Below are 15,311 nucleotides of genomic sequence, written 5' to 3'. Positions count from 1 at the left end.
CTTATGAGAATAGGAATAGTAACAACATGGTTTGAAAGGGGGGCTGCTTATGTGTCTAAACAATACAAAGAGGTATTAGAAAAAGAAAATGATGTGTTTATATATGCTAGAGGAGGTGAAGAGTTTGCAATCAAAGACCCATTATGGAATAAGGGTAATATAACTTGGGGGAAACAATTTAAGAATTCAACAAGAACAAAGATTGATCTAAAAGATTTTAGAAATTGGGTTTTATCTAATGAGTTGGAGATAGTAATATTCAATGAACAACATGAGTGGAGCCCAGTAATAGAGTGTGATAAAATGGGAGTTATTATTGGTGCTTATATTGATTATTATAAGAAAGAAACAGTGCCTTTTTTTCATTTATATGATTTTTTGTTTTGTAATACCCAAAGACATTATTCAGTGTTTAAAAATCATTTTCAGGCTAAATATTTTCCGTGGGGTACGAATACTGATTTATTTATTCCAAATGAATTTATTGAAATAGCAGATAAAGATTGTATACAATTCTTTCATTCTGCTGGGATGAATCCATTTCGAAAAGGTACAGACTTTGTATTGAGGGCAGCTCACTCTATCATTACAGAGAATTTTAAATTGATTATACATTCTCAAGTTAGTTTATATCAATTTTTTCCAGAAAATAATTTAATTATAAATGAATTAATTAAAGCAGAAAAACTACAGGTTATAGATGAAACTATTAGTGCTCCTGGGCTTTATAAGTTTTATGATGTATATCTGTATCCGTCCAGATTAGAGGGAATTGGACTTACTGTTCCAGAAGCAATTTCATGTGGATTACCTACGGTAACAACGGATCAACCTCCAATGAATGAATTTGTTAAAAAGGATATTTCAGGCAGATTAGTGAAAGTTGACAGCGTCGAGAAAAGAAGTGATAATTATTTTTGGTCTCAATCTATAATCTCAGTAGACTCTTTAAAAAAAGAAATGTTATATTATATTGTTAACAGAGAAAAAATAGGCTTATTCAAGAAAAAGGCAAGAAACTATGCCTTAGAAAACTTAGATTGGGTTAAAAATACATCTGAAATTAATGATTATATTTTGAGTCTTAAAAAAAATAAAGACATTAACAAATCTGAGATTATTAAGAATATAAAAGATTATGAGAGAAATAGACCTTTTATTTATTACTTAAATACATATAAACCATATTTGAAGTTTAAGAAAATTATAAAACACTATTTTAAATATAATAAAAAATGATAAAGCCTTTAGTAAGCATAATAATCCCGACATATAATAGGCAATTAACAATTAGAAGAGCAATTGATAGTGTATTATCTCAGTCTTATAGTAATATAGAAATTATTGTTGTAGATGACTGCTCTAATGATAACACCTATTTAATTCTGGAAAACTTTAAAAGTGATGATAGAGTTCAATATATTCGCTTAGATAAAAATGTTGGAGGTGGAGGGGCAAGAAATTTAGGGATAAAAGCTTCAAAGGGTGAATATATTGCTTTTCAGGATAGTGATGATGTTTGGTTAGAAGATAAACTAGAAAAACAAATGAATGCTTTTTTTGAGAATAAAGAATTAGATGTAGTATTCTGTAAAATAAAACGAATTTCATCTAACTCAATAAGCGTTTTTCCATCAAAAGATATTTCTAGAGCTAAAAATTTACACATAGAATTACTTAAAGCAAACTATATAGGAACACCTTCCGCAATCATAAAAAAAAGTTGCTTGTTGTCTATTGGTGGTTTTGATGAATCACTACCAAGGCTACAAGATTGGGATTTATTCATTAGGCTTTCATTTTCATATAATTACTTTATGATAAATGAAGTTTTATGTGATGCATATTTACAAGATAATAGCATAACTAAAAATACTAAGGCATTGATTAAAACTATTAATATTTTTAATATAAAATTTAAGGATCAAATTGGCTCTCTGGCGAGAAAGGATAAGTCAAGTGTTTATGAGAAGTATGGTAGTATGTTGATAAACGAAGATGAGAAAAGTTTGTCTATTAAGTTTTTTAAAAAAGCTATATTACAATATCCTTTTAGGTTAATGCTAATTATTAAGTTTATAATTATAATATTATTTGGTTTGAAAAATTATAAAAAAATTAAAAGGTGAGGAGTTTTAAAAGAGACATTCAACTATATAAAATTGGAAAAAAAACCTCTACTCTTAGGGTTTTTCTTGATATTAATATCTGGATAGTTTTAGTATACAGATTTTCAAATTTTTTTTACAATAAAAACCTTTTTTTTATTTCAAAAATATTTTGGTTGTTTAATCGAATAATTTTTTCCATAGATATTGATCCAGGAGCTTCATTAGGACCTGGTTTAAAATTAGTTCACCCTATAGGTATAGTTATTGGGAGAGATGTATTTTCTGAAGGGGATTTATTTGTCTATCAAAATGTAACAATTGGTGGTAGTGATAATAAGTTGAGGTATTATAATGGGAAAAAAATTGAGCAACCATATTTTCACAAAAATGTAAAGATCTATTCATCCTCTGTCGTTATAGGGCCAATAGTTGTAGGTAACAACTCAGTAATCGCCGCTAATTCAACAATTTTTAAGGATATTTCTGCTAATACTATGGCTTATTCTGTTAATATGTTTAAAGCAATAAAAGAAATTGAGAAATAATCTAGTCATAAAATATAATGATACATTATTATTCTTTTTATTGGGAATATTTTGTTTTGGAGGAGCAATAGGTAGGATATATATGGGGCTGTCTATTTTTGATTTGCTGTTAGGTATAACCTTTCTTAGAAGTTTTTTTAAAAATAAGTTGTCTAATTCAGCACTTTTTTTTTTAATTATTTTATGTTTAGGTATTATATCTACACTTATTGGGATTATATTTACAGAGGTTCGTTATTCTTACTTTTTAACAGAATTTAGGTTCTATTTTTATATACCTATGTATTGCCAAGTGATAAAAAACTCTAAGTTTAATAATGAATTAATAAATAAATATTTTAGGGTTTTATTAATATTGTATTTAATTATATATGTTTTTTTATTAGAACCTGGAGGGTTTGTTTTTCAAGTTTTTAATAGTATAAGGTCAGACTTAGCATTAGATTTTGTCGGTAGAATTTTGGGACCTCAAGTAATTTTTTTATCAATTGTATTCTTTATCACACTAAACTCTAGCAAGAAAATAAACACTTTAAATACTTTTCTATATTCCATATTGATAATTATAATTTATGTAAAAACAGGAGAAAGAACTGTTTTTTTAACAAATATACTTCCGATAGCCTGGATTATTTATGAAAAAAGAAACATTTGGATGCTTTCTGTCATACCAATTCTTACTACTGTTATACCTCTTTATATAAATGAAACACAAATTAAAAGGTTTAAACGTATTTTAAACCCATTAGATGACCCAGCTTTTATATATAGGGTTGAAAACGTTAGGGTTATGATTTTCGAGAATATGAGTCAGTCCATTCATAGTTTTTTTTTGGGTATGGGGTTTGGTAGTGTTTATAGGGCTAAAGTTTTTACGCATCCTGTTGAGAGTTATTTTTTAGACAATTCATTTGTAATGCTTGTATATAAGTTAGGAATTCCTGTAGCTCTATTTTTTTTAATATATCTCTATTCAAGATGTTGGAAATTAAATTTAATTCAAAAGGTATATTTAATAATATTTATTACAATTCCAGCGGTTACTAGTTATCACTTAATTTTACAACCAGCGTATATTTTAAGTTATTTCTTTGCAATTAAAATTTTAAATAAAAAAAAGAATCATAATGAAAGTTATCCATTTGTATCCTAATTTTGATAATATAGGAGGGGCTCAATCAATGATAATTGAATTATACTTAGGTATGAAACAAAGAAACATAGAGGTTAAAATTGCAGGTTTAACAAGTTATAGTCTTATAAATGATCGTTATAAATTAAAAATTGAAAAATCAGATTATATTAAATTGGATTTTTCTTTTTTCTTGAAAAAAAATGATTCAGTTTTGATTTCTCACCATAGAAAACTTACTAGTTTTTTTGTTATGTTGAGTAAGTTTCTCTTTTTTCGTTTATCCATAGTACATGTGTCTCACAATGAGTTTTTTAACTTTAAATTTTTAACTTTTTTCCCAAAAAAAATAATTGCAGTATCAGAAAAAGTGAAATCTAATTTAATGTCTGTGTTTAATGTAGATAAATCTAGAATAAGTGTAATTTATAATGGACTTGAGTCTAAGAAAGGCGATTGTTCAAAAAGAGATTTTATAAAAAATGATATTATAAAATTATTATATCCAGCTAGGATTACTTCTGTAAAACAACAATTAGAATTAGTAAAGGAAATTAAAAAATCAAAGATTCAAAATATTAAAATAGTTTTTTGTGGAGATGGTGTAAATTATAATGATTTAGTTCAATTGGTTGGAAAAGATACTAGATTTGTAGTGAAAGGACTTGTTGAAAATATGGATGAAGAGTATCTTAATTGTGATTTTGTTTTGCTTTTTTCAAAAAAAGAGGGACTTCCAGTTTCCTTAATAGAAGCATGTAATTTTTCTAAACCTATTATTTGTAATGATGTAGGAGGGAATCTAGAAATTGTTGAAGATAATGTTAACGGTTTTGTGGTTAATTCATATTCATCATTGATTAAGCGCATAGAGGAATTAAAGAAAATAACAAAAGTTGACTATGAATTTTTATCTGAAAATAGCAAAGTAGTTTTTGAGAAAAAGTTTAAGAAAGCAATAATGTTAAACAAATATACTCAGTATGTCAAATAAAAAAATAGGTCTCTATTTAGTTTTACTAACGTGTTTTTTACTCCCATTTGATAAAGTTTTTGGAAGTATTGCTATTGGGTTAACATTTTTATTTTCTATTTTTAGAATAGTAAGAGAAAAAAGATATAACGAAATTTTAAGTGTAACTTTCTTTTCATGCGTTACACTATATCTTGTATATATAGTTGGTATGTTTTACACAACTAATGTTAAATACGGTTTTTCGTTTTTGTCATCAAAGGTTTCATTTCTTTTATTTCCTATTATTTTTTTGGGAATAAAAACCTCAAAAAGGGAAATAATTCAAATATTTATTGTTTTTGTTTTTTCTTATAGTTGTAGATGTATCTATTTTTTAAGCAGTTTTTTACCTAAAATTATTGGAGATGGATTTGAAAAAAAATGGTCTTTTCAAGAAGTTTATGCTAATGGAGGGTTTCATCCAACGTATATGAGTTTATATTCTATAATATCAATTATTATACTTATATATTTTATTAGAAATTCTTTAAAGAAAAAAATAAGTTTATTTTTAATTTTATTTCATGTATGTGTAATTTATTTGTTGGCTTCGCGAATTGCTATCATAACTCTTTTAGTGGTAGTAATCATTTTTTCAATTTTTCTAGCGTTAAAAAGAAGAAAACTTAGGAAACAAATTATTATAACGGGTGTAATTTCTATTTTAATACTGCCACTAGGTGTATTAATTAACAAGGATTTTAAGTACAAGTTTTTACAACTAAAAAGTATTAATAATTTTGAATACAATAAATATGATGCCAGTAGCATTTCAACTAGAATTGCTAAGTGGCAATCAGCAATAGAAATTAGTAAGGAGAATATTTTATTAGGTTCAGGAACTGGAGATTTACCCGATGAATTAATTAAGCAATTTAAAAAAATAGATTGTCTTCAATGTAAAGTTAAGAAATATAATAACCCACATAACCAATATTTAGATTCATTATCACGTAATGGAGTTTTAGGATTATTAGCACTGATATTTTTATTGGGTTACCCTTTAGTAGTCGCAATAAAAAGGAAAAACATATATATGTTACTAATTAGTGTAACATTTTGTATTATGTTAATTCCAGAGTGTATCTTAAATGTAGAAAAAGGAGTTGAAATATTTTGTTTTTTTAATTCCCTTTTTCTATTTAATTTAATTAAAAATGACTGACATATATATACTCAATACCCATATTCATAATTTAAGTATGGAAGAGACATTAGAAATTATAGATTCTACAATCTCTAAAGGGGAACAATTACACCATGTAGTTGTTAATGCAGGAAAGATAGTAGCAATGCAGACAGATTTGCAATTGCGTCAAAGTGTTAATAAAAGTGATTTAATTAATGCAGATGGCCAGGCTGTAGTATGGGCATCTAGAATTTTAAAAAAACCATTAAAAGAACGTGTTTCGGGTATAGACCTTATGGTTAACCTTGTTGCGTTGGCTGCTAAAAAGAAATATAAAGTATTTTTCTTTGGAGCAAAAGAAGGAGTGGTTAAAGAAGTTGTAAATAAATATTCAAATCAGTATTCTTCAGATATAGTGGCTGGTTTTAGAAATGGCTATTTTAAAAAAGAACAAGAGCAGGAGATAGCAAGAGAAATAGCTGATAGTGGAGCAAACATTTTATTTGTCGCAATAAGTTCACCTACCAAAGAAAACTTTTTATACGAAAATAAGGAGCTTTTAAAAAAGGTGAACTTTATTATGGGAGTTGGTGGTAGTTTCGATGTTGTTTCAGGCAAGGTAAAGCGTGCTCCTTTGTGGATGCAAAATTATGGTTTGGAATGGTTTTATAGGTTTGCTCAAGAGCCTAAGCGTATGTGGAAACGTTATTTAGTGGGTAATTCTAAATTTATGTACTTAGTTTTAAAAGAAAGGTTAAAAAGTTAATATCTTTGACTTTTCACATCTATAATACTAAATGTTATCTAACCAACACAGATTTTCTTCCTTATTAGTGCCATTATCATATGGGCTAGATTTACTTATAATAAATCTATTTGCCTATTATATGCCTATTAATTTTGAGAATGCATTAGTGTTTCATTGTTACCTATCTTGTGCTTGGGTTATACTATCACTAAAAAGTAATTTTTATGAAGTTTATAGGTATAGTAAGGCAACTAGAATACTAATATTACTTTTTACACAGTTTGTGTTTTTCTTTTTAATACTCTATGCTTTTATTGGCTTTTTTAAGCAGCCCAATATAAGTAGACTAGAGTTGGGTAAATACTTTTTGTATGTAGGTCTAATAATATCTATAGTTAAGTTTGCTAATTACTATATTTTAATGAGCTATAGAAAGCGAATTAAAGGTAACCTAAGAAATGTTGTTGTTATTGGTAAAAATAAAAAAGCAGATCAACTTGTAAATGTTTTTCAAGAGCGAGTAGAGTATGGATACCAGTTTCTAAAGCAGTTTTCAACAAAGGATGATAATTTTAAATTGGAAAATAGTTTCGATTACATATCAAAGAATAATATTGATGAAATATATTGTTCTGTTACAGAACTTTCAAACAAGCAAATTATTAGTCTTATCAATTTTGCAGATAACAATTTAAAGACACTAAAATTTATACCTGACAATAAAAACATTTTTTCAAAGAAGCTAAAGTTTGAATATTATGATTATATACCTGTCCTTTCTTTACGTGAAATTCCGTTACATGAAGGTATAAACGCATTTGTTAAACGATTGTTTGATGTTGTTTTTTCCTTAGTGGTTATTGTTTTTCTATTATCATGGCTTATACCTTTAATGGCTATTATAATAACTTTAGAGTCTAAAGGACCTGTCTTCTTTAGACAAAAAAGAAACGGTATAGATAATGAAGAGTTTTATTGTTATAAATTTAGATCTATGGCTCCTAACAAGGATGCAGATAATTATATGGCAACTAAAAACGATATGCGTATTACCAAAGTAGGAAAGTTTATACGTAAAACCAGTATAGATGAGTTACCGCAGTTTTACAATGTATTATTTGGTTCTATGTCTGTTGTTGGTCCAAGACCACATATGGTTAAGCATACCAGTGAGTATGCTAATAAAGTAAATAAATATATGGTAAGACATTTTGTTAAGCCTGGTATTACTGGTTTAGCACAGGTAAGAGGCTATAGAGGAGAAATAGAAAAAGATGAAGACATTTTAAATAGAACAAAGTTTGATATTTTTTATATTGAAAACTGGTCTTTATTTTTAGATTTAAAAATAATAGTACAAACCGTACTTAACGCTGTTTCTGGAGAAGAAAAGGCATATTAATATATAGAATGAAAAAAGTACTTATTACTGGAGCAGCGGGGTTTTTAGGATCTCATTTATGTGACAGGTTTATTAAAGAGGGTTTCTACGTAATTGCAATGGATAACTTAATTACGGGCGACTTAAAAAATATTGAGCACCTTTTTCCTTTAGAAAATTTTGAGTTTCAACATCATGATGTGTCTAAGTTTATTCATATTCCTGGTAAATTAGATTACATACTTCATTTTGCATCACCAGCAAGCCCTATAGATTATTTAAAAATTCCAATTGAGACATTAAAAGTTGGTGCTTTAGGTACACATAATTTGCTTGGAGTAGCAAAAGAAAAAAACGCTACTATTTTGGTTGCTTCTACTTCTGAGGTATACGGAGATCCGTTAGTACACCCGCAAAACGAAGAATATTACGGTAATGTGAGTCCGGTTGGACCACGTGGCGTGTATGATGAGGCCAAACGTTTTATGGAGTCTATTACAATGGCGTACCACCGTTTTCATGGACTAGACACGCGTATTGTTAGAATTTTTAATACTTACGGACCAAGAATGCGACTAAACGATGGTCGTGTTGTGCCAGCATTTATGGGTCAGGCTTTACGAGGAGAAGATTTAACGGTCTTTGGCGATGGAAAGCAAACAAGGTCTTTCTGCTATATAGATGATCAAGTAGAAGGCATTTATAGGCTTCTAATGAGCAATTATAGCTATCCTGTTAACATTGGTAATCCGCATGAAACCACTATAGGCGAATTTGCAGAAGAAATTATTAAACTTACCGGTACAGAGCAAAAGGTAATTTACAAGCCTTTACCAACAGATGACCCAATGCAAAGACAACCAGATATTACAAAAGCAAAAGAATTATTAGACTGGGAGCCTAAGGTCTCTAGAGAAGAAGGACTAAAAATTGTTTTTGACTACTTTAAGTCGTTATCCCCTGAAGAATTACAAGATAAAGAACACAGGGATTTTTCTAAATAAAGAGTCAAAAAAACAGAAAATAGAGTAGAGAAAATAGATAAAAGAGATTTTGATCTTGGATCTTGAATCTAATTTCTCGTAACAGTAGTCTATATTCTTTATTCTAACACCGTAGCAATCTATACTCTCACTTCTTTTTTTCTTTTTTTTAAAGGATATTAATTTGCCTTACTGTATTTTTGAGCAAACTTTTACATTATGAATATTCTTATCCTTGGATCTGGTGGTAGAGAACATACTATTGCCTGGAAACTAAATCAAAGTAAAAAGCTAAGCAAACTATTTGTAGCGCCTGGTAATGCTGGTACTGCAGCAATAGCAAAAAATATACCAATTGGTGTTAATGATTTTCAAGCTATAAAAGAAGTTGTTATTACAGAGCAAATACATATGGTTGTAGTTGGTCCAGAAGACCCTTTGGTTAATGGTGTACATGACTTTTTCTTAAACGACATCGATCTAAAAAATATTCCTGTAATTGGTCCGCAAAAAGCAGCTGCAACTTTAGAAGGCAGTAAAGATTTTGCCAAGGAATTTATGATGCGTCATAACATTCCTACTGCAGCATATAAAAGTTTTATAGCAGATACGTTGGCAGAAGGACAAGCGTTTTTAGAAACCTTAAAAGCTCCTTATGTTTTAAAAGCAGATGGTTTAGCAGCAGGTAAAGGTGTTTTAATTTTACAAGATTTAGAGGAAGCTAAAAAAGAACTTGCTTCTATGTTGGTAGATTCTAAATTTGGTGATGCTAGTACAACTGTTGTAATAGAGGAGTTTTTAGACGGTATAGAGCTAAGTGTTTTTGTACTTACAGATGGTAAAAACTTTAAAGTATTGCCAACAGCAAAAGACTACAAACGTATTGGCGAAGGAGATACTGGTTTAAATACAGGTGGTATGGGCGCTATTTCTCCTGTTCCTTTTGCTAGTGATGAGTTTATGAGCAAAATACACAACCAAATTGTAAAACCAACGGTAGAAGGACTTGCTAAAGATAATTTACCATACAAAGGTTTTATTTTTATTGGATTAATTAAGGTTGATAATGAGCCAAAGGTAATTGAATACAATGTGCGTTTGGGAGATCCAGAAACGGAAGTTGTTTTACCGCGTTTGCAAAACGATTTAGTTGAGGTTTTTGAAGCTGTTGGTAACCAAACATTAGATGCTATTGATATTAAAATTGATGAGCGTACGGCAACTACAGTGATGACAGTTTCTGGTGGTTACCCTGAGGCATATGAAAAAGGAAAAGAAATAACGGGCTTAGATGCCGTAGATGGTTCTATTGTATTTCATGCAGGTACTAAGTTAGATGGTAATAAAGTGGTTACTAACGGTGGTCGTGTAATGGCAGTAACATCGTTTGGTGCTAATTTTAAAGAGGCTTTGGCACAATCGTATAAAAACGTAGAAAAGCTTCATTTTGATAAAATAAACTACAGAAAAGATCTAGGTTTTGATTTATAAGAGTTAAAACCTAACACAAATAAAAACCCAACTAGTAACTACATAAGTAGCTAGTTGGGTTTTTTTGTATATGAGTAAATCTAAATTTAGCCGGTACAGCTAAAATAAGATATTTTTAGATCTTAATAAATGAGTGTGCGTTAGTGCTTTTGTCTTCCTCGCCGTTAGCAGCGTGCTCTTTAAGTTGTAACATCCAATATACCATTGCTATTGCACCAATAATCATAAAAATCCAGTTAAGCGTATTTGCAGCCCACCAGTTTTCTAATTCTAATGCTCTTAAAAAATCTAAAGGAGCAAAAAGTACATCAACAAATAAATCCTCTATTGCTTTAAAAAATGTTTTCATCTTATATGTATATTTACCGTGCAAAAATATAAAAACTCTAGATGATTTCAAGCTTTTTTAGCAAAACAAAACCTATAAATTACATAATTGTACTTACTTTATTGTTGGTGTTTTATTGTGTAGCTCGTTTTTTTGGACAAAACGTCTTGTTTACACTGGGTTTAGTAGGTACTAACATTGGCATAGTTGCATTACTTTTTTTTACCATATTTCTTGTAAATTTTATTGTAAAACGTAATAAAATTACCCAAACAAACTCTTTTACGGTACTTTTTTATGTTTTATTGTGTCTTTTTTTTCCTGCTTCATTAATAGATACTAATGGTATTTTTTGCAGTTTTTTTATTGTTTTGGCTACCAGAAAAATTTTAAGTCTTAAGTCTTTAAAGGAAATTAAATATAAAATTTTTGATGCTTCAATGTGGATTATCATTGCCAGTTTGTTTTATGACTGGGCTTTGCTGTACCTAATTTGGGTATTTATAGCTATTTATATTTACGAGCCAAAAAACATAAGAAACTGGTTTTTACCTTTATCAGCTTTTGTTACTGTAGCACTAATAACTTCTGCAGTTTTAGCAATTTTTGGAAGGCTAAATTTTATATTAGACCATTATGTTTTTACACTAAAATTAGATGCAGATATGTTTAAAGAGTGGAGCAAGAGTTCTGCAACCATAGTGTACTTAATAGTAGTAATTATAGTAGGTGTTATTAGCAGTGTAAAGCTTGGTAAAAGTGGCGTTGGTCGTTTGGCAAGTATGCGCCTTGTAGCTATATCATTTACCATAGGTATTTTTATAACTTTGTTTGAAACCAATTTAGGATACTTTCCAATAATGATTACCTTTTTTCCTGCAGCAGTGTTTCTTACCAATTATATAGAAATTTTACGTAAACCTCGTTTTAAAGAGTTAAACCTTTTTGTTGCTATTTTGGTTCCAATAACGGTATTTATATTTAAGGTTTTACTGAAGTAAAATTGGTATATTTGCTTAAAATTTTCCAGTATGTTTAGTGATTTTGCCTTTAAAATATTTAACGAAAGTATAGATAAATACCACGTTCTAGATAACGTGTACCAAGCTTTTAGTAATCCATATCCAAAGGATGAAATTGCACATTTATTGTACCGTAAAAACTGGATAGATACCGTACAGTGGCATTATGAGGATATAATTAGAGATCCTAACATAGACCCAGTAGATGCGTTAGATTTAAAACGTAAAATAGATGCTAGTAATCAAGATAGGACAGATTTGGTTGAGTATATAGATAGTTATTTTTTAAATAAATACCAGTCGGTACAAGTAAAAGACAATGCAACTATAAATACAGAAAGTCCAGCTTGGGCTATAGACAGATTATCTATCCTTGCGCTAAAAGTTTACCATATGCAAGAAGAAGTAACTAGAACAGATGCATCTGAGGATCATAAACAAAAATGTAGCGATAAACTTGCTGTTTTATTAGAACAGAAAAAAGATTTGTCTACTGCAATAGACCAATTGCTTGCAGATATTGAAGCTGGTAATAAGTACATGAAAGTGTATAAGCAAATGAAAATGTATAATGATGACGAGCTAAACCCTGTGCTTCGTGCAAAATAAGCATCAAGAACACATATTAATAATTCGTTTATCTGCTATGGGAGACGTTGCAATGACGGTTCCTGTTGTAAAAGGACTATTGCAACAAAATCCTACTTTAAAAATTACAGTCTTAACTAGAGCCTTTTTTTCGCCAATGTTTGCACAGTTGCCAAACGTACAAGTGTACCAGGCAGACGTAAAAGGTAAGCACAAAGGTGTAAACGGACTTTATAAATTATTTAAAGAGTTAAAGGCAATGAATGTTACTGCTGTGGCAGATATTCATAACGTTTTACGATCTAACATTCTAAAACAGTTTTTTAAATTATCAGGTATTCCTTTTATACAAATTGATAAAGGCAGAGCCGATAAAAAGGCGTTAACAGCAAATAAAAATAAAGTTTTTAAGCAGCTGAAAACTACGCAGGAACGTTACGTTTCCGTTTTTAGCAAATTAGGATATACAATTAAGCTTGATGATTCTTGTGCTTTGGCAAAAGAAAAATTATCTGATACTGCCATTGCGTTACTGCCAAAAGAACCAAAAAAATGGATAGGAATTGCGCCATTTGCAGCTTTTGAGGGTAAAACGTACCCTTTAGAGCTTATGCAACAAGTAATAAGTAGTTTAAATACCACCAATACTTATACAGTTATCCTTTTTGGAGGAGGAGATAAAGAAAAAGAAGTTTTAGATAAATGGGAACAAACCTATAGTAATTGTGTTTCTGTGGTTAAAAAACTAAGCTTTACAGAAGAACTGTCTTTAATCTCAAACTTAGATGTTATGTTGGCTATGGATAGTGGTAACGCACACTTAAGCGCAATGTTTGCCGTGCCAACCATAACACTTTGGGGAGTTACACACCCATTTGCTGGTTTTTACCCATTTGCGCAACAAAGCACAAATGCATTGTTAGCAAATAGAGACAAATACCCACTTATACCAACATCTGTTTACGGTAATAAATTTCCGCCGGGTTATGAAAAAGCAATGGAAACCATACTGCCAGATGATGTTGTAAAAAAGGTTTTAGAGGTTGTTGGGTAATTCGAAATAGCATAAATGTTTCTAAATTTCTATTTTAAAAACTTAAACATCTTAAAAAACGATAATTTAACCTCTACCGCTTAACAGCAATAGTTTTAAAATAACTGCGCAATTGCTGAATGTATTTGTAACGAAGTAATTTTGCATTACCATTTATCATTAAAACACGTACACCCATATAGGAAGACATCAAAAAGCTAGCAACGGCTTCACTATCTACGTGGCGGTCTATATAGCCATCTGTTTTGCCTTTTTGCAAATTGGTAATAAGATTTACTTCCCATACCTTAAACATCTCTTTAAGTAGATTTACAATGGTTTCGTTTTTGTCACTAAACTCCGTCATAAACTTACTTAGTACAAAACCATTGTCTAATACATTATGTTCTGCAGTTTCTAATGCGTTATCAAAACATTTATCTAGTATTACAGCAGGATTTTCTTGTCCCTCAAAAGGAGCAATTAACTCACTATACACCTTAGGGAAAATAATATTCTGTAGAATACTAATAAAAAATTCCTCTTTAGATTTAAAATGATAATAAAAGGCACCTTTTGATAAGGACAACTCTTTTAAAATATCATCCACACTTGTGTCATAATATCCGTTTTTATAAAATATTTCTAGGCCAACAGACTGCATTCTTTGCATTGTAGCCATACGTTTTAAGTTCTTTTCCATTATAGCTTCTTTTTCTAGTAAAAAGACTGGTTAGTTTGTTACAAGATTGTGCTTAATTATAGCAAAACACATTTTATAGGTTGTAAATGGCAAGGGAAACGATAAACTACTTAATTCAATTAAATAAAATATAGTTTACACAACTATATAAACTAGCTAGTTTGTTTTATTATTGTGTAAAAGTGGCAATAAATCTCAAAATTTGATGATTTTGTGTTGTAATTATAGTATTTATCTTACAAAAAATATTTAATTAGAAAATTCTGTGTTATTTTTATAAAAGAAATTAAGGTTTCTGTTTTTTAACGACCAAGCAACCACAATGAGATTACAGAGGAACAAAACTGTTTTATTAGTTTTTTCCCTTTCCGCTAAAATAGAAGCAGAAAGGAAACCTTTGTTTGGTGCTAAAAAGCAAAAGGTTTCTACACAGTTTTTTGACCTATTAATTAAGAACACATTAGAGGTTGCAAATAAAAGTAATGTAGACGTTGTTTGGTTAGATGAAACTCAGCAAAAAGGAAACACTTTTGCAGAGCGTTATGCTAATGCCTATAAAAGTCTTTATGCGCAAGGGTATACCAATGTAATTTCTATTGGTAATGACACACCAAATTTAACAGCTAATCATATACAACAAGCTGTAGATGCAATGGCTACTAAAAAGGTAGTTTTTGGCCCGTCTAAAGATGGTGGTATATATTTGTTTGGGGTTCATAAAAGTATTTTTAATGAAGATGCTTTTAAAAACTTACCTTGGTTAACTTCTAAATTATCTAAAAAAATACATACTTTGGCTATTGCCAAAAATGTGCCTTTTACGGTTTTAGAAACACTTAAAGATTTAGATACTACTGCTTCAGTAATTTGTTATGCATATGAAAACCCCAATTCGGTTTTAGGTAGTTTTATTCTTTTTCATACAAATATAAAATCTAAAAGCACTTTAAAAACAGGTAACAATTTAGTTGCGTTGTTTTATACTTCTTCGGTTTCTCGTAGAGGACCTCCAAGGTTATAAATTATTTAAATCGGCATTTTTATGAGTAACAGACCAATTAAACTACAGTTGGTGGTGCTTGCTTATAAAATAATTTATCAA

At 29.6% G+C, this 15,311-nt stretch carries 16 protein-coding genes; 14 read left to right on the top strand and 2 right to left on the bottom strand.

Going from position 1 to position 15,311, the window contains the following annotated elements:
- Positions 1-3: 3 nt before the first annotated feature.
- From KLA_RS04215 to purD, 10 genes are all read left to right on the top strand, one after another.
- Positions 4-1,239 carry a glycosyltransferase family 4 protein gene (locus KLA_RS04215; RefSeq protein ID WP_034644219.1) on the top strand — a complete coding sequence of 412 codons (1,236 nt, stop codon included), beginning with the start codon at positions 4-6 and terminating at the stop codon, positions 1,237-1,239.
- Positions 1,236-2,129: a glycosyltransferase family 2 protein gene (locus KLA_RS04210; protein WP_051456034.1), complete on the top strand. Its 894-nt coding sequence runs from the start codon at positions 1,236-1,238 to the stop codon at positions 2,127-2,129. The genes KLA_RS04215 and KLA_RS04210 overlap by 4 nt, the downstream gene beginning before the upstream one ends.
- Positions 2,126-2,656, top strand: a complete 531-nt coding sequence (locus KLA_RS04205; protein ID WP_034644216.1) for a serine O-acetyltransferase — start codon at positions 2,126-2,128, stop codon at positions 2,654-2,656. The genes KLA_RS04210 and KLA_RS04205 overlap by 4 nt, the downstream gene beginning before the upstream one ends.
- A complete protein-coding gene (locus tag KLA_RS04200; RefSeq protein ID WP_034644213.1) occupies positions 2,646-3,809 on the top strand; it encodes a hypothetical protein in 1,164 nt (387 codons plus the stop codon). The genes KLA_RS04205 and KLA_RS04200 overlap by 11 nt, the downstream gene beginning before the upstream one ends.
- Entirely contained in the window at positions 3,784-4,782 is a 999-nt protein-coding gene (locus KLA_RS04195) for a glycosyltransferase family 4 protein (protein WP_034644211.1), read from the top strand. Before KLA_RS04200 ends, KLA_RS04195 begins: the two co-directional genes overlap by 26 nt.
- Positions 4,772-5,968 (top strand): O-antigen ligase family protein, encoded by a 1,197-nt coding sequence (locus KLA_RS04190; RefSeq protein ID WP_034644210.1) that lies wholly within the window; start codon positions 4,772-4,774, stop codon positions 5,966-5,968. The genes KLA_RS04195 and KLA_RS04190 overlap by 11 nt, the downstream gene beginning before the upstream one ends.
- Positions 5,961-6,698, top strand: coding sequence for a WecB/TagA/CpsF family glycosyltransferase (locus tag KLA_RS04185; protein WP_034644207.1), 738 nt, complete (start codon positions 5,961-5,963; stop codon positions 6,696-6,698). Before KLA_RS04190 ends, KLA_RS04185 begins: the two co-directional genes overlap by 8 nt.
- 31 nt (positions 6,699-6,729) lie before the next feature.
- Positions 6,730-8,082, top strand: a complete 1,353-nt coding sequence (locus tag KLA_RS04180; protein WP_034644205.1) for an undecaprenyl-phosphate glucose phosphotransferase — start codon at positions 6,730-6,732, stop codon at positions 8,080-8,082.
- Between the two features lie 8 nt (positions 8,083-8,090).
- Complete coding sequence (locus KLA_RS04175; RefSeq protein WP_013620935.1) at positions 8,091-9,065, top strand: UDP-glucuronic acid decarboxylase family protein; 975 nt, start codon at positions 8,091-8,093, stop codon at positions 9,063-9,065.
- Between the two features lie 198 nt (positions 9,066-9,263).
- Positions 9,264-10,535, top strand: coding sequence for a phosphoribosylamine--glycine ligase (gene purD / locus KLA_RS04170; protein WP_034644202.1), 1,272 nt, complete (start codon positions 9,264-9,266; stop codon positions 10,533-10,535).
- 115 nt (positions 10,536-10,650) lie between these two features.
- On the opposite strand, the gene KLA_RS04165 is transcribed toward purD, so the two are convergent.
- Positions 10,651-10,884 (bottom strand): DUF6341 family protein, encoded by a 234-nt coding sequence (locus tag KLA_RS04165; protein WP_013620937.1) that lies wholly within the window; start codon positions 10,882-10,884, stop codon positions 10,651-10,653.
- A gap of 41 nt (positions 10,885-10,925) precedes the next feature.
- Between KLA_RS04165 and KLA_RS04160 the strand changes: the two genes are divergently transcribed.
- The 3 genes from KLA_RS04160 to KLA_RS04150 are packed head-to-tail and all read left to right on the top strand — an operon-like array spanning position 10,926 to position 13,527.
- Positions 10,926-11,864 (top strand): DUF6427 family protein, encoded by a 939-nt coding sequence (locus KLA_RS04160; RefSeq protein WP_034644200.1) that lies wholly within the window; start codon positions 10,926-10,928, stop codon positions 11,862-11,864.
- A 30-nt stretch (positions 11,865-11,894) separates the two neighbouring features.
- On the top strand, positions 11,895-12,494 hold the full coding sequence (locus tag KLA_RS04155; protein WP_034644197.1) for a DUF4254 domain-containing protein: 600 nt from the start codon (positions 11,895-11,897) through the stop codon (positions 12,492-12,494).
- 37 nt (positions 12,495-12,531) lie between these two features.
- Positions 12,532-13,527, top strand: a complete 996-nt coding sequence (locus KLA_RS04150) for a glycosyltransferase family 9 protein (protein ID WP_051456038.1) — start codon at positions 12,532-12,534, stop codon at positions 13,525-13,527.
- 73 nt (positions 13,528-13,600) lie between these two features.
- Here the strand turns inward: KLA_RS04150 and KLA_RS04145 are convergent, their stop codons facing one another.
- A complete protein-coding gene (locus KLA_RS04145) occupies positions 13,601-14,209 on the bottom strand; it encodes a TetR/AcrR family transcriptional regulator (protein ID WP_034644194.1) in 609 nt (202 codons plus the stop codon).
- Between the two features lie 322 nt (positions 14,210-14,531).
- On the opposite strand from KLA_RS04145, the gene KLA_RS04140 reads away from it, so the two are divergent.
- Entirely contained in the window at positions 14,532-15,230 is a 699-nt protein-coding gene (locus tag KLA_RS04140) for a DUF2064 domain-containing protein (protein ID WP_034644192.1), read from the top strand.
- The last annotated feature ends 81 nt before the right edge of the window (positions 15,231-15,311 follow it).

Source organism: Cellulophaga geojensis KL-A (assembly GCF_000568425.1).
Taxonomy (GTDB): Bacteria; Bacteroidota; Bacteroidia; order Flavobacteriales; family Flavobacteriaceae; genus Cellulophaga; species Cellulophaga lytica.
Note: the sequence above shows the minus strand (reverse complement) of the source record. Positions and strands in the feature narration are given on the sequence as shown.